This window comes from Ruegeria sp. AE4 (assembly GCF_056542185.1).
The window spans coordinates 429,763-445,960 of the sequence record NZ_JBQFZK010000001.1 but is presented as its reverse complement, the minus strand read 5'-3'; the positions used below and the strand labels follow the sequence as shown (position 1 = coordinate 445,960).

The window sequence follows — 16,198 nt, the reverse complement described above, 5'->3', positions numbered from 1 at the left end:
CCTGTATCATTGGGTCAAGGAAATCCTGCGATGCGATTTACGTGAACATGACCACTGACCAGCCTTCTACAGGAGCGCCGCTTTCTGCATGGTGGCAAAGAACCTTTGTTGATCTGGCGCGACAGATGCGATGGTCCTACCTGCCACCGCTCATGGTCTACTTTGCCGCCGGGGTTTCTGGCCTGACATCGGTCGTCGGCGCTTTTTTTCTTAAGGACTATCTTAACCTATCCGCTTCCTTTGTAGCCGGGTTGGCGTTTTGGGCCGGGCTTCCCTGGATCTTGAAAATGCCACTGGGTCATATCGTTGATCTGTTTTGGCGGTGGAAGTCATTGCTGATCCTATTGGGGGCAACCCTGATCACCTTGTCCCTGCTCACCATGTACGGGCTTGTGGCCTTTCCCGGACATATGGTTGATGTCATACCGCTGGAACACTGGTATATCATTGCCCTGCTCTTGGCGCCTTCCGGCTATGCCATTCAGGATGTCGTCGCCGACGCGATGACGGTCGAGGCCGTTCCAAAGATCAATCCCCACGGGCAGCCGTTTTCGCCCGAGGAAACCCGTGCGCAGCATACAACAATGCAAACACTGGGCAGGATCGCCATTTTCTCGGGATTCGCAGCCGTAGCCGCGGTCAATATCTGGGTGTTCTCGGGAACCGAGGGCATGCAGAAATCAGACCGTCTTGCATTGTATGGCAACGTCTATCTGATCGCGCTTGTCATTCCCCTGTTGTCCGTCAGCGGTGTGGTTTTGCACGGTTTGATACAGCGTCAACATCTTCGCCTAGGTCATCCCCCGCATACCCCTGACGAAACCACCGAGGTCAAATGGCCAATCCTGCTGGGCGGTCTCGCCTTTGTTGTACTGAGTATCGTGTTGGGAACATCGAATTTCCAACTCGCCCAGGAAACTATTTTTGTAGTCTCACTGAGTGTGATCTTGTACCTGATGTCGCGCTTGGTGAAGGAACTGAACCCAAATCAGGCAAAGGCTCTGATTGGTACGGCGATAATCATTTTCGTGTTTCGTGCGGTTCCTTTGCCCGGGCCGGGGCTGACCTGGTTCGAAATCGACGAGTTGGGGTTTGACGAGCAGTTCCTGGCAATCCTGGCGCTTCTGACGTCCCTGCTTGCACTGGTCGGGCTCATCGTTCTGAGACCGTTTATGGCCAACCGCTCGATTGCGCAGGTCGTTATCATTCTGACCATCGCGTCGGGGGTCCTCGCCCTGCCCAACCTTGCGCTGTATTACGGCGTGCATGAATGGACATCTGCGCATACCGGCGGGATCGTAGACGCGAGGTTCATTGCAATCCTCGACACCGCAGTTGAATCCCCGCTGGGTCAAATCGCGATGGTTCCGATGCTGGCCTGGATCGCACGTAATGCTCCTGTGCATCTGAAGGCAACTTTCTTTGCCGTCATGGCGTCATTCACCAACATGGCCTTGTCGGCCAGCAGTTTGGCAACGAAATACATGAACCAGATTTTCGTGGTGTCGCGCGCGGTAACCGACCCGGAAACCGGTGTCGTCACATCGATTGCCGATTACGGCCAACTTGGACACCTGTTGATCGCCGTGGCCCTGATTTCTGTGATCATTCCGTTGACGGTCGTATTCTTTGTTCAAAAATCGCCTTTCCAGACCAGTGATTGATCACTGGCTGACAGTTTCATTCAGCAAGGTTTTCAGGTGCAAAACCGGAACCCCGATGTTTGAACCCCCGAACTCTGGCAGGATCGCGGCGTTAATCGCGACCACCTCTCCCTTGCGGTTCAGGGCCGGCCCTCCGCTTCCTCCTGACGTTGTTTCTGCGTCGTAAACGACTGCACCCGGGCTTGTCTGCGCCACGATTCCTCGGCTGGCGAGAGGTTGAACCTGGTTTTGCGCAGATAACCGTGCGGCGATCGTCCAGAAATTGACGGACCCGTCTTTCTCGAGCGTTTTCAGAAATTCCGGCCCCGCCTGCGCAATTAACGCTTTCAGGCCAGTAGGATACCCCAGAAGAAAGACTTCGTCACCGCTGCGAGGAAGGTCATCGGCCAGTCGTAATCCCAGCCCCTCGATACGGTTTGGATCAACCGACAAAAGTGCCAGATCAGCGGTTTCACTGAACCGGTCCAAAGTGGCCTCGATCGGATCGGCCTGACCTGGCAGATAGGCCAGCAACCGCAGCATCTCGGCCTCAAGACCTGCGTTTTTCAGCGCCTGAGCCTTGTCGCCGGATGTCCAGGGCAAGGCAACGTGGCGGTTGGTGGCCAACAGCGGCGTACCCTCCAGCAGAAACCCGGTGCCGGTGAACTGGAACTCCGCGGGCTCACCTGTTGCGTCCGGTTCGATCCAGGGTTGACCGAAGGGTGTTTGCAACTTCTCTCCGTTCGGGCCCAACACATGGCGCAGCAGTTTACCGCTTTCGATATGACGTAATCCGTAGGCGCCCTGAATGAAAGCCACGGATTGAGTAGAGGCGGTGATAACCCGCGTGGACGCCCCCGCGCGCTGTTCAAGGGTACCCAACCGCTGCTCGGTTGATATCAGTTGGTTCTGAAAGGCATCCCTCAACGCCACAAGGTCTTCTGGGGTCAGCACATCTTCCCGCGTCTGGCTAAGCATGGCCGACACCGCTTCGATCTTGCGGGCTTCCTGTTGCAGGCTGTCGGCCAGTCTACGGTCGTTTTGATAAAGCAGGAACAGCAGACCTGCGATCAGCGCAATCGCTGCAACCACCGTAATCCTGAAGAACATAGTGGTTTGAGAAACAAGCCTTCGCCCACTCTCACGCAGCGCACCCGACATTCTTTGGGCAAAGGGCCGGCGACTTGACCGCGCATAAGCATAGGCGTCACTCAGGATATCCTCGACCGTGTGACGAATGGGAAACCTCTGAGTACAAATGCGGTATCGGGAGATCGGGCCCAATTCGCCAAATTCGATCACGTCGCCGTGTTTCAGCGTTGCCGACACAATCTTGTGGCCATTGACCCAGATGTCTTGCCCTGCCAGCGCGTTGAGCACATAGCCCCCCTCGAACCACTGAAGCGTTGCGATGTCTTCGTCATGGGGTGGTGTGTTGTCTTTCAGGCGCAGACCTAGCGCACGGCCTTCGCCAACAGAAACAGTCAATGCGCTGTCAACAAGCCAGGAAACCGTTCCACGGGACGGGCCGGTCAGGCTCTCCAGAAAGGCATGAACATCACCTGCGCAAGGCTCTTGGGGTGTACTCGTGCCGGTCTGATCAATTTCCCGCATAGTTGGGCTCTGCTCAACAGTGATGGGGTCACTCTATCATAAGACGCCCGGAATCCTACCAATCGCGAGAGGGATGCCCAAAACCGGAAATATCCACTGGCACAAGTCAATTTGGTGGAACGTCCCGATACGACCCCCATGCCTGCCGGAGCAGGCCTTCACCGGAAATCGCCGTCTGACCTGAAAGTTCTGGAGCGGGTAGCGGGAATCGAACCCGCGCGTTCAGCTTGGGAAGCTGACAGGCTACCATTACATCATACCCGCCGCACCCCTGAGATATAACCAGAGTTCCCTGACACGCAAGCCGGATCGTTTCAGGTTGCCCGGAAAAAGTCACTCGGTCCGCGCACGAAGACTGTCGATCAGCGAGTCATCTACATCCAAAGCCTGGATGGCCGCCTCAAGCGTGCGGCTGTCCAGATGTTGCGGGTTCAGATCGACCCCGGCTGAAAAGGCTTTGACAATGGCCTTCATGGCGCTGATGCGCGCGTATCTTTTGTTATTGGCCGGTATCACGTGCCACGGTGCCAGATCGGTCGACGTCCGGGCCAGCATTTCATCCACGGCGATCTCGGTATCATCCCATTTCTCGCGATTCCTGAAATCCTCGTATGTCAATTTCCAGCGCTTCAACGGGTTTCTTAGTCGTTCAGTAAACCGCTGCATCTGTTCATCTTCAGAGATGTGGAAGAACAGCTTGACGATCCGGGCACCATCGTCGACCAGCATGCGTTCGAAATCGTTGATTTCCTGATAAGCAGCGCGCCAGCGTGTTTCCGGGGTCAGGTTCTCGATCCTCTCGACCAACACGCGCCCGTACCAGCTGCGGTCGAAAGCGGATATCGCTCCGGACGGTGGCAAACGTTCCCAAAACCGCAGCAGGTAATGCCGGTTGAGGTAGTAGTTCCGGGGCGCCCCAATTGGCCAGACCTTAAAGCTGCGCGGGTCCAGAGCCTGGCTGATCCTGCGAATGGTTCCCCCCTTGCCTGCCGCATCCCAACCCTCGAACACCAGCACACCCTTGAGCCCGTGAAACAGATACGCTTGTTGAATCCTAGCCAGCTTGGCCTGAAGATCAATCAGTTGCTCGAAATACTCCTTTTTGCCCAACCGCTTGGTCAGATCCGCTTCTGAGAGTTTCGGGGGGTGATGTTTACGCATGGTGCCACCTGATCGTTGCGTCCCGGATCAGGATATCCTGAACCCTTGCGCAAAATCGACATTGATCAGAGTCAAACGAAAAAGGCCGGGCACAGTGCCCGGCCTTAGCTGTCTTTGTTGATGTAATCAGGCGCGGCGACGACGGCCACCGCCGCGACGACCACCGGCTGCGCCACCGGCCTCGTCAGGTGATTTGTTGAACCTGATCCACTCCCCACCATGCGGGTCGTTGTTGGTCAGCAGGTTGGCGGCGCGGATGGCCTCCATCTCCTTACCGGCGCGCGGCTTTGTGGAGCCCAAGCCGAACATCTGAACGAACGCCTCGTCATCCATGCCTTCGGGCAGGATGATGCCAGCTGCGGCAACGGCTTCTTTTTTCTCGGCAATTTTTGCCTGCGTCACTGGCAGAGCCACCGGGTTCATGATCGCCGAGGTCATGCCGGCACCCATTGCCATCGGCAGGAAGGCATTGTTGATGCCGTGGCGGTTCGGCAGACCGAACGAGATGTTGGACGCGCCACAGGTGGTGTTAACGCCCAGCTCCTCGCGCAGGCGACGGACCAGAGCAAACACCTGCTGACCGGCAGTTGCCATCGCACCGATCGGCATGACCAGCGGATCAACAACGATGTCGTGCGCAGGGATGCCGAAATCAGCGGCACGTTCAACGATCTTTTTGGCCACTTCGAAACGGACATCGGGGTCTTCCGAGATGCCTGTGTCGTCGTTCGAGATTGCCACAACAGGAACATTGTATTTTTTGACCAGCGGCAGAACCAGTTCCAGACGCTCTTCCTCACCTGTGACCGAGTTCAGCAGAGGGCGACCTTCCGCCGCCTCAAGACCCGCTTCCAGAGCACCGGGAACCGACGAGTCGATACACAGCGGAACTTCAACCAGCCCCTGCACCAGCTCAACGATCTTGCGCATAAGCGGCGGTTCGGTCTCGTTCGGGTTTGGGTTCGAGTTGTAGACGACGCCCGCATTGATATCCAGAACGGTTGCGCCCGCCATCACCTGTGCCAGCGCATCTTTCTCGACGGTCGAGAAATCGCCTGCTTCCAGTTCGGCCGCCAGCTTTTTCCGACCGGTCGGGTTGATCCGCTCGCCGATCACGCAGAACGGTTCGTCAAAGCCCAGAACGGCGGTTTTTGTTTTTGATTCTACGACTGTACGGGTCATGTCCGTTCCTTAGGAGTTTGCAGGCTGCGCCGAGGCGCCGCCATTATTGATCGCCCAGTTGGCGTTGGTTTTGATCCCGCCCAGCGGGAAGAAGTGCACGTTGGTGATGTTGAAATCCGGGTTGGCCGCCTTGTGGTTGGCCAATTCAGTCACAACATCATTCGGCTCATAGGGCAGCAGAAGCTTCGACACATCCATGGCGCGCTTTTGCAGAACTTTCAGCGACGGGCCGACGCCGCAGGCAATTGCGAACTTGATCAGGGTCTGCAGTTTGGCCGGACCGGCGATACCGATGTGGATGGGCAGGTCGATACCCGCCTCTTTCAGACTATCTGCCCAGGCGATGATCGGTTTGGCATCGAAGGCAAACTGGGTTGCCAGCGCCATCTCGGCATCCGTGGTCTCGTTGAATTTCTGTTTCCAGCGCAGGGCGTCATCGACATTCTTGGTGGACCCATCGGGATCGATGTCCTTGTTCCCCTCGGGGTGACCGGCAACATGAAGACGTGTGAACCCTGCCTTGTCGAACAGACCGGTTTCCATCAGCTGCATGGAACTGTCGAAATCGCCATGCGGCTTTGTCACGCCACCGGCCAGCAACAGCGCCTGTTCGACGCCCGCCTCGCCCTGGTACATTGAGATCCAGTTTTCCAACGTCGCCGCATCCTTGATGATCCGCGCCGGGAAGTGGGGCATGACAGGATAGCCTTCGGCTGCAATCCGCTTGGCTGTCTTGACCATATCTTCAATCGGGGTGCCTTCGATATGGGCAATGTAGACGCGTGTGCCTTCGGGCAGCAGCGCGCGGAAATCCTCGACCTTTTCGGCGGTCCGCGGCATGACCTCGATCGAATAGCCTTGCAGGAAGGCTTCGACGGTCGGGTTCACAGGGCTGTTTTCGACCACATCACGTTTCTTGAAGTTCAGCAAAGCCATTGAGGCCTCCCATTAAGATCCGGGCTTATGCCCAACCGTCATTTGCGATCAGCGCTTTAATGCGGTCCTGATCGTATTCCTTTTCCAGACGCAGGGCCTCGGCCTCGGCTACTTCTGCCGGGTCGCCATCAACCGCAAAAGGCTCGGCCTTGCGCCATTCGGCCAGATAGGCATCACTGTCCTTGGCGTTTACCTTCATGGCGGCGCGGTCGATGGCTTGCTCGAACCGTTCTTCCAATTGCCGCTTCGCGCCGCGACGGCCTTTGCCGACGATGACCTGAGCGGGAATGTCGCGCCAGTACACGATGGTGACGTCAGGCATTACTGTGATTCCTCCTAACCCGATGGGCCGGTTCTAAACTTCAATGTGGGGATGGGTCGGTCGGTTTTCGACACCCGGCGCTTTTCAAGCGACGTTTTCGCCCACGGTGGCGTGGCGGGGTTTTAACCCGTCTCGCGACGAAAACGCATACCAAAATTCTCATTGTCACTATGAGAGCGCTGCATAATGAACAAAAAGCCCCGGACGGCATGACCCGCCCGAGGCTTGATTCAGCGCGTCTTGCCAGGGTTAACCGACCAGCCCGCCGTCTAGACGAGTAACCGCAATGATGGCTGAACGTGGAACCGAGTTACCACCGTCGGGCCAGTGGCTGTTGCCGTCTTCACCGGGGTGCTGAATACCAACAAACATGGTGCGGCGATCCGGCGACCAGCTGAGCCCAGTGATCTCACACTCGTTCGGTCCAACCAGAAAACGACGGATTTCACCGGTAACCGGGTCGCCTGCCAGCATCTGGTTGTTCCCCTGCCCTTCGAAGTCGCCCTCGTTGCTGTATTTGCCGTCGGTCTGGATCCACAGCAGGCCGTTGCTGTCAAACTTCAGCCCATCGGGCGAGTTGAACATGTTGTCGGCGTTGACATTATCCGAGCCGCCATAAGCATCCTGATGCACGGTCGGGTTTCCGGCCAGTACATACAGGTCCCATTCAAACCCCGATGCGCCATGATCACCGCCTTCAGGACGCCAGCGCACGATCTGACCGTATTTGTTCGCATCGCGCGGATTCGGCCCGTTGACCGAAGTGTCGTCGCCACCGGCATTCGGTTTCACACCGCGGTTCTTGTTGTTGGTCAGGCAGCAATAGACCTCGGGCGCGTTCGGATTGGCCGCAACCCATTCCGGGCGGTCCATAGTGGTCGCGCCCACGGCCGACGCTGCCTGTCGCGTATGGATGCAGATTTCGGCCTGCGACGTCATACCAGTTGTTTCGGGGGTCAGGTCCAGCCACTCACCAGTCCCGTCGTCGTTGAACTTTGCAACCGACAACGTACCGTTCTCAAGCAGCGCATTCGTATCCACACCAGCGGCATAAACACCTTCCGAGACGAAGCGATACAGGAACTCGCCCCGTTCATCATCGCCCATGTAGACGACGACGCGACCGTCATTGTTCACAATGGCCTCGGCGTTTTCATGCTTGAACCGACCAAGCGCGGTCAGCTTGCGAGGCGTCGAGGCCGGATCGGTTGGGTCGATTTCGACAACATAGCCTGCGCGGTTCGGCTCGTTGGGGTTTTTCGAGACATCGAAACGCTCGTCAATTCCGGCCCATCCGTATCCCCAGTCTTTGGACGAAACGCCATAGCGCTGAAGTTCGGCGCTGACTTCATGGTTTTCGTCTTCAGCCGAGAAGTAGCCGTTGAAATTCTCTTCACAGGCCAAATACGTCCCCCATGGGGTCATGCCGTTGCCACAGTTGTTCCAGGTGCCCTTAGAGGTGGTGCCTGTCGGATCAGCGGCAGTTTTCAACAGATCATGGCCCGCGGCAGGGCCCGTCAGTGACATGTCTGTCTGCGGCGTGATGCGGCGGTTATACGGGCTATCCTTAACAATGCCCCACTTGCCATCGGTAGCTGCAATCTCGACCACCGTCACACCATGCGCCATCATGCCTTTGGCAACATCGTCATCCGAGGCGGCCTTGGCGTCCGGGTTGTTTCCCCAAAGGATATCGCGATTGGTGTATTCGTTGTTTACGACCAGCAGAACGTGACCCTCGTGCAGAAACACATCCTGACCGTCGGTGTTATCACCGAATGCACGTTCCTGACTGGCGGCAGTTCCACGGGTGGCCGGATCGAATTCGGGCGCATCAGACCAAAGCGGATCACCCCAGCGCACCATCACCTCGGCCTGGTAGCCCGGCGGCACGATGACGTCATCGGCAGTTGACGCCGGAATCGCCTCGAACGCAAAGCGATCTGCGGCTGCGCGCACACCAGTCGGAAGCAGCGCCCCACCCAAGGCCGTGAAACTTCCCATCGCCAATACGCCGCCCAGAAATCCACGACGTGATAAGGCACGCTCGACGACGCGGTCAAACTCACATTCCTCTGGGCGCGGATTCACCACTTCATCGAATTCGTCAAAGGTCAGGACACGTTCATCTTTCATGGCAGGCTCCGTCTGCGGCTAATTGCGATCAAGAATCCCTCAAGCGGGATCAAAGTTCAAATCGCACCTCAGTATGAACGGCGTGTGACATCCAGACTAAATTCGAAATGGAAATCGCTTGCACGTCGGCGATGCGCCGCCTAGGGTCAAATCAACTCGAAAATCGGAGGGCGTTACGATGGCGCCCAAGCGTCCCAAAGGTGCGGGCGCGTTCCCGCAAGCGGTCGAAAGCCCCGCGCCGGCAAGACCCGATCCGGATGCCCTGTATGCGGCTCTGGATTTGGGAACAAATAGTTGCCGCATGTTGATAGCCCAGCCCAAGGGCAGCGGGTTTCATGTGGTTGACAGCTTCTCCAAGTCCGTGCAGCTGGGCGCGGGTCTGGAACGCACCGGACGTCTGTCGCGGGCGTCGATGGCACGCACCGTTCAGGCGCTGCGAATCTGTCAACAGAAGCTCAAACGGAACAAAGTGAAACGGATGCGTCTGATCGCGACCGAGGCCTGCCGCCGCGCCAAGAATTCCCGCGAATTCATCCGGCAGGTCAAACGCGAAACCGGGCTGACGCTTGAAATCATCCAACCCGAAGAAGAAGCCCGTTTGGCGGTGATTTCCTGCGCCCCGCTGGTGTCCACCAAGACCGAACAGCTGTTGGTTGTCGATATTGGCGGCGGTTCGACCGAGCTGGTCTGGATCGACATTTCGTCCGTCCCTCGCCGTGACCGCCCGGCTGCGATCATGCGTTTGCATAACGGATTTCACACGGTCGACAGCCCTTTTCCGGCTGCAAAAGTCGTGGACTGGATCAGCGTGCCGCTGGGTGTTGCCACGTTGCGGGATCAGTTCAATGACGTCGAAAACGACGCCGCGCGGTTTGCGTTAATGAGCTGGTTTTTCGAAGAAAACCTGGCCGATTTCGCACCTTACAAAGATGAACAAACCCGTGAAGGTTTTCAGATCGTCGGCACCAGCGGAACTGTCACTACGGTTGCGGCATCGCATCTTGGCCTGAAGCGTTATGACCGGACCAAAGTTGACGGGCTGCGTATGACCAGTGACCAGATTGACAAAGTGATACGCGGGTATTTAGAACTCGGCCCTCATGGGCGCCGCCGGGATCCTCGGATTGGGGAAGACCGGCAGGCCCTGATCATGTCCGGCTCGGCCATTTTGCAGGCATTGTTGCGCTGTTGGCCCACTGATCGCCTTTCCGTGGCAGATCGGGGCCTGCGCGAGGGCCTGCTTTATGCGCAGATGAGCGCGGACGGGGTACTGGAAGACGGACCGTTCTGATGGCGAAGACACCAACTGGCAAAAACAACTCGGGGCGCGGGCAACGTGACCTGAAGGTAAAGGTAAAAACCGCACGTGGTCGCAAGCTGAGTTCGACCCGCTGGCTCGAACGGCAATTGAACGACCCCTATGTCAAGCGCGCCCAGACCGAAGGATACCGTGGGCGGGCCGCGTATAAGATCATGGAACTTGACGACAAGTTCCGCTTTCTCGTACCCGGAGCACGGGTTGTTGATCTGGGATGCGCACCCGGTGGCTGGTGCCAGGTTGCAGTCAAACGGGTAAACGCGCTTGGTGAAAAATCGGGGAAACGGATCGGAACGGTGCTGGGCATCGACTTGCAGGAAGTGGAACCGGTTGCGGGTGCCGATACCCATGTGCTGGACTTCATGGAGGATGACGCCGACCAGAAGGTCAAGGACTGGCTGGGTGGCAAGGCGGATGTTGTAATGTCGGACATGGCCGCAGCGTCCTCGGGTCACAAGCAGACCGACCATCTGCGGATCATCGCGCTGTGTGAAACTGCGGCCCATTTCGCCTTTGACGTGCTGGAAGAAGGTGGCACATTTGTAGCCAAGGTTCTTGCTGGCGGCGCCGAGGGCGATTTGCAAAAACTTCTGAAGCAGAAATTTCAGAAAGTGGCGCATGTGAAACCGCCCGCATCCCGTTCAGACAGCTCCGAGAAATTCGTTATAGCAACCGGGTTTCGCGGCTGAACTTAATCTTCCAAACGGATACGGTTTCCGGTCAGACGTTGTTCACGCAACGACGTGGCCGCCATACCCTGCAACATCAGAGTATCCCCGTGCGAAACATATACAGGCTCGCGATTGCGCAGCTCTTCAATGCGCTGCGCCAGTGTAGCAGGGTTCGGCCCGGTTGCTTTCTGTCTTGTTGACTCAGTGGACATACATCACCTCAAAACAACAGTTCTGAAATGCCGTTAGCGTAAAATCTTGCCGTGAAGATGGAACAAATCGGGCAAGCCTGTGCCGGATCAGGGGCCCAGTTGTTGCAGCAATTGCAGCAAGGCCGGGTCATCGGGCAACCTGCCCAAGGCTTCTCGCAGGGCGATACGTGCGGCTTCCGGGCCGCGATTTATCTGTGCCAGCTGTACCACCATGGGCCACGCTTCGGCACGTTGAGGGTCCAGCGCTACAACCTCGCGAAAGGCCCGTTCGGCAGCCGGGGCGTTGCGCAGCGTCAAGGCCATCCCCCCCAGAACCAGATGCGTTTCCGGGGCATCCAGCCTGTTCGAGATCGCCGCCTGCCACGCGGCCATCCCCTGCCCGGCCAGACCCTGTTGCTGAGGTGTCAGAGCTTGAGGAGGGATACTCAGATACTCCTTGGCGGCGGCAATGCGAACGTTGCGAAAAGGATCAGACAAAAGGGGCTCTAACCTTTGGGCACGATCCGTTGGGCTCGCCTGACGCTGCAAGGCTGCTGCATTTGCGCGTATCAGCGGATCGTCTTCCTGCAACAGTGGCGCTGTGTGCGCGGCAACTTCGGGCGAGCCGAAGGGTTGCAGCAGATACGCCGCTGTTGCGCGCACGATAGCGGGTTGCGAGGGGTCCATTGCGACAGCAATTAAACCCTCTGGCGTTTTCAACTGACCATCGGCAGCAGCTTTGAATACCGTACCAAAATGTGCGCCCCGATTGGCTGTGTCAGGAAACCACCCTTTGATCCGGCTGGCAGCCCAGACCTGATCCTTATTCTGGTGGCAATCAGTGCAGGCATCAGCCCCTAATCCCAAATCCGGTCGCGGCACGCGAAAGCTGTGATCCCGGCGACCGTCCACTCCCATATAAGTGCGTTCGATCATGTGGCAGCTTTTGCACTGGGCACCCGCGCTATCCATAACGTGATGATGGTGACTGGGGGTATCGTATTCCTGTTTCGCTAGCGTCGGGAATTCAGGGTTTGCGGCCGTGGAATGACATTGCGTGCAAATACCGTTGCCTTCGGCCTTCAACTGCGCGCTGTGTGGCTCGTGGCAGTTCATACACCCGACCCCTCGGGCATACATCTTGGATTGCAGGAACGAGCCGTAAACGTAGACCTCATCAAGTATCTGCCCGTCCGGATGATAGGAACCGGGCCGCAACACAGCCAGGTTATAGGCATCATGATACGGGGTTCCCGGCAAAGGACTTCCGTTGCCATGCGCCTCGCGCCGCGAATGACATCCGGCACATTGCTGGATCCCGGCCTCGGTCTGGCCCTTGCCCCAGCTCATCGAGAAGCCTCTATCACTCAGCCCCTCGGCAACGCCCTGCCCTTTGGTCCAATCGATATGTGCCGATCCCGGTCCATGGCAGGCTTCGCAGCCAACACCAATCTCGGCCAGTCGGGAAGAGTATGTTCTGGATTGCGCGTCGTAGTTCTTTTCAAACCCTGTGGCGTGACATTCGGCGCAGCGCGCGTTCCAGTTCTTGTAAGGGCCCGTCCAGTGCAGCCCGTCTTCTGGCGGCAGATCCTGATCGGGGTATAAGTGATACCAGCGCTTCTGCTCGGTATCCCAGACCACATCAAAACTTTGCAACCGCCCCGGTTCGGTTTCAAACAGAAATTGTTGCAGAGGCGTGATCCCGACAACGGAATGCACATCATATGCCGTCGTCGCACCGTCTTTTTCAGTTACACGAGCTGTGAACCTGTCTGCCTGTTTAGTAAATTCAACCGTCATCCCGTTCTGCACGAACCGGGTTCCATCGAAATCGGCGACCAGATGGCCGTCGCCAACTTCCGTCCAGGCCAAGGCATGATGAGACGAAGCCCATGCCTCGGCCTCGCGTTGATGGCAGTCCGAACATTGATCCGACCCGACATATTCCAGTGACTGCGCCTGCCCTTCACTTGCGAGGGTTAAGCAAGCCGCCAGAATGGCAAATCTCATGCCATATCTCCTTCAGCGGCGTTCCGAAGGTCGATTAATGCGCCGTTGTATTCAGCGCCAAGGATCAGCATCGCAGAACACAGATACAGGAAGATCAGCGCAGCCATTGCCCCGGCCAAACCCGCATATGTGGCACTGTAGGTGGCGAACTGGCTGATATAGACTGAAAATGCCCATCCGCCAGCTGCCCACAAAACCAATGTCAGTATGACGCCGGGCAGGATCTGGGTCAGGCTGTGCCTGCGGGTTGGCAGGATTAGATGAGCCAGCAGGACGGTGCCTGCCGGAACGGCCACGGTAAACGTCCACCGCAGGCGATCTACGGACAGCCAGTCCGCTACCGGAGCTTCGGTATGCTCTGCCACCAGTTTCGTGTAGACCGGCAAGACCACCTCGACCGTTGCAATAACAAGGATTGCCGAACCGCCAAGGATAACCAGAACCAGACACAAAAGCCGGGTCTTCCAAAAAGGCCAACTGTCCTGATCGTGATAGGCCTGATTCATCGCAGCGCGAACTGCGGCAACCCCGTTGGAGGCAAAGTAGATCGCAAGTAAGCCACCCAGCGTAATCACACCCGACCCTGCCCCGGCCAGAACGGCACGCAATTCGGCCACGATAGGGTCCGCAACATCCTTGGGCCATGCCCCGAACAGCAGATCAATCAACTCATCAGTGACATAGTCCTGCGACAATGCCCCGGCCAGCGCCACGGTGAACAACACAAAGGGAAACAGGGCCATCATCAGCGACATGGCGACGTGGCTGCTCATGACAGGTCCGTTTTTCCTGACGAACCGGCGAAGTGCCAGCCACAGTGCCTGAAGCGGGCGGCCAAACGGGGGAATCGTGGGCTTTGTCATCCTGCAACCCTAACCTGCCGAAATAAAACACAGAACCCGTCATCGGTATCAAAGTGACAAATGCCGATCTGCAAACGGCTGACTGCATTGCTAAAAACGGATTGCAGGTGCAGGATTGGAAAAAGCGGGGCGATCACCAGCCTGCGTAAGAACAGATAAACAGGATACTGAATGATCCCGGATCAGGAAGATTTCACGGCTCGCCCCAGGCTAAAACTGTCTGTTGTCCGCGACACCTGCATTATCGCGACGCTGATAGTGTTGGGGCTTTATGCGGGGGCGAACTTCCTGATCCCTCTTGCCATGGCGCTGCTGGTCAACGTTCTGATCATTGCGCTGAGCGACCGCGTTACCGCGCTGACCCGTGCTCCGGTCTGGTTGGCCAATATCGCCGGAGTGACCGTGGTTCTGGTGGGATTGTTCATGATCATGTACGTGCTGGGCAGTCAGGCAACGCAGTTTGCTCGGTCCGTCAGCACCTACGAAAACCAGTTCGACGGGGCGGTTGAGCGCATAACCGGTCTTGTCGGCAACGATGTCACCACTTTCATCCGCGACAATCTGGTCAGCATCGACATGACCTATGTCGCACGCCTGTTGCTGGGCAGCGCTACGTCCCTGCTAAACCAGTTCTTTCTGATCAGCCTCTATGTCGCGTTCCTGATGGCCGAGCGTCTGGCCTTTCGCAAGAAAATTCAACTTGCGGCTGGTGACCCCCAAACCGGCGCAGATTTTGCGACCATGCTTGATGCCATATCGATCAGCCTGCAACGATATGTTGGGGTAAAGACGCTGATCAGCCTGATCACAGCGGGCATCAGCTATTTTGTATTCAGGGTTCTTGGCTTGGAATATGCGGAAACCTGGGCCGTTTTGACCTTTGCTCTGAACTTCATACCCTCGATCGGGTCGATCATAGCGGTGTTTTTCCCAGCCATGATCGCGCTTGTTCAGTTTGATACGATCGTTCCGTTTTTGATTATCTTATTTGGGTGCGGCACCCTTCAATTCCTGATCGGTAACTTCCTTGATCCGGCCATGCTGGGACGTTCGCTGAACATGTCGACATTCCTAGTTATTCTGGCATTGACCTTTTGGACAACTGTCTGGGGCCTGATCGGTGCTTTCCTGAGCGTGCCACTGACGGTCTGCATCCTGATCGTGTTCAGCCACATCCCTGCTTTACGCCCGGTCGCAATCATGATGTCTCTGGACGGCCAATTGGGCGAGGAGGACAGTCAGGCGCGTGCGAAAAACTGAACCACGGCGTGGCAAAGGCTTAAGTTCGTCGGGTACCGTACACAGCGGCCAGCCTGTCCGCGTATATTGAACCGCATGCCGGTGTCGCTACCCGAAACCTCAGGTCTGACAACTGGCTATCAATGCGCCCCGATCCAGCAGTCGAACCCGGCCATACCCCAGTTCGATTAACCCCAAATCCACAAGCCGGTGAAGGTTCCTGTGCAAAGTCGGCTGCGATACAGCAATCATCGCTGCCAGATCGTCTTGCGAAACATCAATCCAGCCTTCGGTTTTCGAGGTCCCTTCGTCCAAGTGAAGCAACCTCAAGACCAGCCGCTTCTCCGTTCCCGTCACAGCCAGATTTGCCATGATGCGCAAAGCGGTCCGCATATTCTCATGCGTCAACGCATAGAAATCCCGGATGTAGTCAGGATTGTTCTGAATCAACCGCGAGATGCTCAGGTTAGGGAAAAACAAGGCTTGAGTGGCTTGCGTCGTGACAACACTGACCAGACGCAGTGCACCAGCAAACAACGCAAGATCGCCGATCCAGAACCCAGCGCCATCGCGGTGCAAAACGAACTCCTGACCATCGTCCGCTGGGGCCGTTATCTGCACACCACCGCTGAGAATCGCGTAGATTCCATTTGCCGTATCACCGTAGTGGTACAGTGTCTCACCCGCCTCAACCAATTTCAGTATGCCAAGAGCTGCCAAATCGGCTTGAAACTCTGACGAGCGGTCACTGAACCATCCGGTGTTTCGTAATAGCTTCAGATTATTCATTTTGTCTCACATTTGTACTTTGAGATATAATCATATGATGAGTTTCCAACGCAAGAACTGACCTATGCTGAAAACGTTCGATTCCCAGGATCTGATATTTTCGACATGGGAATCAACACATTG

Annotated in this window: 14 protein-coding genes and 1 tRNA gene; 4 read left to right on the top strand and 11 right to left on the bottom strand. The window is 56.9% G+C overall.

All coding sequences use genetic code 11. The features are described 5' to 3' along the window. Window positions 1-47 precede the first annotated feature (47 nt). Entirely contained in the window at window positions 48-1,664 is a 1,617-nt protein-coding gene (locus ACR0EK_RS02230; RefSeq protein ID WP_480565264.1) for an MFS transporter, read from the top strand. On the opposite strand, the gene ACR0EK_RS02225 is transcribed toward ACR0EK_RS02230, so the two are convergent. The 7 genes from ACR0EK_RS02225 to ACR0EK_RS02195 form a co-directional block, all read right to left on the bottom strand. Next, window positions 1,665-3,257: a trypsin-like peptidase domain-containing protein gene (locus ACR0EK_RS02225; RefSeq protein ID WP_480564670.1), complete on the bottom strand. Its 1,593-nt coding sequence runs from the start codon at window positions 3,255-3,257 to the stop codon at window positions 1,665-1,667. It lies immediately after the preceding gene. Window positions 3,258-3,447: 190 nt separating this feature from the next. Further along, window positions 3,448-3,521, bottom strand: a tRNA-Gly gene (locus tag ACR0EK_RS02220). Window positions 3,522-3,590: 69 nt separating this feature from the next. Then, entirely contained in the window at window positions 3,591-4,418 is an 828-nt protein-coding gene (locus ACR0EK_RS02215) for a polyphosphate kinase 2 family protein (protein ID WP_267365940.1), read from the bottom strand. 126 nt (window positions 4,419-4,544) lie between these two features. Beyond that, window positions 4,545-5,600: a methyltetrahydrofolate cobalamin methyltransferase gene (locus ACR0EK_RS02210; RefSeq protein ID WP_480545562.1), complete on the bottom strand. Its 1,056-nt coding sequence runs from the start codon at window positions 5,598-5,600 to the stop codon at window positions 4,545-4,547. 9 nt (window positions 5,601-5,609) lie between these two features. Further along, entirely contained in the window at window positions 5,610-6,536 is a 927-nt protein-coding gene (locus ACR0EK_RS02205; RefSeq protein ID WP_480537915.1) for a methylenetetrahydrofolate reductase, read from the bottom strand. Window positions 6,537-6,561: 25 nt separating this feature from the next. Beyond that, complete coding sequence (locus ACR0EK_RS02200) at window positions 6,562-6,858, bottom strand: virulence factor (RefSeq protein ID WP_209503861.1); 297 nt, start codon at window positions 6,856-6,858, stop codon at window positions 6,562-6,564. 249 nt (window positions 6,859-7,107) lie between these two features. After that, a complete protein-coding gene (locus ACR0EK_RS02195; RefSeq protein WP_480564667.1) occupies window positions 7,108-8,994 on the bottom strand; it encodes a PhoX family protein in 1,887 nt (628 codons plus the stop codon). A gap of 178 nt (window positions 8,995-9,172) precedes the next feature. On the opposite strand from ACR0EK_RS02195, the gene ACR0EK_RS02190 reads away from it, so the two are divergent. Beyond that, on the top strand, window positions 9,173-10,285 hold the full coding sequence (locus ACR0EK_RS02190; protein WP_267365936.1) for a Ppx/GppA phosphatase family protein: 1,113 nt from the start codon (window positions 9,173-9,175) through the stop codon (window positions 10,283-10,285). Next, a complete protein-coding gene (locus ACR0EK_RS02185) occupies window positions 10,285-11,001 on the top strand; it encodes an RlmE family RNA methyltransferase (protein ID WP_267365935.1) in 717 nt (238 codons plus the stop codon). Before ACR0EK_RS02190 ends, ACR0EK_RS02185 begins: the two co-directional genes overlap by 1 nt. Window positions 11,002-11,003: 2 nt before the next feature. On the opposite strand, the gene ACR0EK_RS02180 is transcribed toward ACR0EK_RS02185, so the two are convergent. The 3 genes from ACR0EK_RS02180 to ACR0EK_RS02170 form a co-directional block, all read right to left on the bottom strand. Further along, complete coding sequence (locus ACR0EK_RS02180) at window positions 11,004-11,195, bottom strand: hypothetical protein (protein ID WP_480480831.1); 192 nt, start codon at window positions 11,193-11,195, stop codon at window positions 11,004-11,006. Between the two features lie 87 nt (window positions 11,196-11,282). Then, window positions 11,283-13,184: a cytochrome c3 family protein gene (locus ACR0EK_RS02175; RefSeq protein WP_480564664.1), complete on the bottom strand. Its 1,902-nt coding sequence runs from the start codon at window positions 13,182-13,184 to the stop codon at window positions 11,283-11,285. Continuing rightward, window positions 13,181-14,047: a YihY/virulence factor BrkB family protein gene (locus tag ACR0EK_RS02170; protein ID WP_480472895.1), complete on the bottom strand. Its 867-nt coding sequence runs from the start codon at window positions 14,045-14,047 to the stop codon at window positions 13,181-13,183. Before ACR0EK_RS02170 ends, ACR0EK_RS02175 begins: the two co-directional genes overlap by 4 nt. Window positions 14,048-14,218: 171 nt before the next feature. Between ACR0EK_RS02170 and ACR0EK_RS02165 the strand changes: the two genes are divergently transcribed. After that, window positions 14,219-15,307, top strand: coding sequence for an AI-2E family transporter (locus ACR0EK_RS02165; protein ID WP_480480827.1), 1,089 nt, complete (start codon window positions 14,219-14,221; stop codon window positions 15,305-15,307). A 99-nt stretch (window positions 15,308-15,406) separates the two neighbouring features. On the opposite strand, the gene ACR0EK_RS02160 is transcribed toward ACR0EK_RS02165, so the two are convergent. Then, a complete protein-coding gene (locus tag ACR0EK_RS02160) occupies window positions 15,407-16,075 on the bottom strand; it encodes a Crp/Fnr family transcriptional regulator (protein ID WP_480564661.1) in 669 nt (222 codons plus the stop codon). Window positions 16,076-16,198: the final 123 nt, after the last annotated feature.

Bases quoted from the DNA above. Each gene is read 5' to 3' on its own strand.
- ACR0EK_RS02160 (WP_480564661.1), bottom strand. From the start codon at position 16,075: ATGAATAATCTGAAGCTATTACGAAACACCGGATGGTTCAGTGACCGC.
- ACR0EK_RS02200 (WP_209503861.1), bottom strand. From the start codon at position 6,858: ATGCCTGACGTCACCATCGTGTACTGGCGCGACATTCCCGCTCAGGTC.
- ACR0EK_RS02210 (WP_480545562.1), bottom strand. From the start codon at position 5,600: ATGACCCGTACAGTCGTAGAATCAAAAACAAAAACCGCCGTTCTGGGC.
- ACR0EK_RS02190 (WP_267365936.1), top strand. From the start codon at position 9,173: ATGGCGCCCAAGCGTCCCAAAGGTGCGGGCGCGTTCCCGCAAGCGGTC.
- ACR0EK_RS02175 (WP_480564664.1), bottom strand. From the start codon at position 13,184: ATGAGATTTGCCATTCTGGCGGCTTGCTTAACCCTCGCAAGTGAAGGG.
- ACR0EK_RS02170 (WP_480472895.1), bottom strand. From the start codon at position 14,047: ATGACAAAGCCCACGATTCCCCCGTTTGGCCGCCCGCTTCAGGCACTG.
- ACR0EK_RS02165 (WP_480480827.1), top strand. From the start codon at position 14,219: ATGATCCCGGATCAGGAAGATTTCACGGCTCGCCCCAGGCTAAAACTG.
- ACR0EK_RS02225 (WP_480564670.1), bottom strand. From the start codon at position 3,257: ATGCGGGAAATTGATCAGACCGGCACGAGTACACCCCAAGAGCCTTGC.
- ACR0EK_RS02185 (WP_267365935.1), top strand. From the start codon at position 10,285: ATGGCGAAGACACCAACTGGCAAAAACAACTCGGGGCGCGGGCAACGT.
- ACR0EK_RS02205 (WP_480537915.1), bottom strand. From the start codon at position 6,536: ATGGCTTTGCTGAACTTCAAGAAACGTGATGTGGTCGAAAACAGCCCT.
- ACR0EK_RS02230 (WP_480565264.1), top strand. From the start codon at position 48: ATGACCACTGACCAGCCTTCTACAGGAGCGCCGCTTTCTGCATGGTGG.
- ACR0EK_RS02215 (WP_267365940.1), bottom strand. From the start codon at position 4,418: ATGCGTAAACATCACCCCCCGAAACTCTCAGAAGCGGATCTGACCAAG.
- ACR0EK_RS02180 (WP_480480831.1), bottom strand. From the start codon at position 11,195: ATGTCCACTGAGTCAACAAGACAGAAAGCAACCGGGCCGAACCCTGCT.
- ACR0EK_RS02195 (WP_480564667.1), bottom strand. From the start codon at position 8,994: ATGAAAGATGAACGTGTCCTGACCTTTGACGAATTCGATGAAGTGGTG.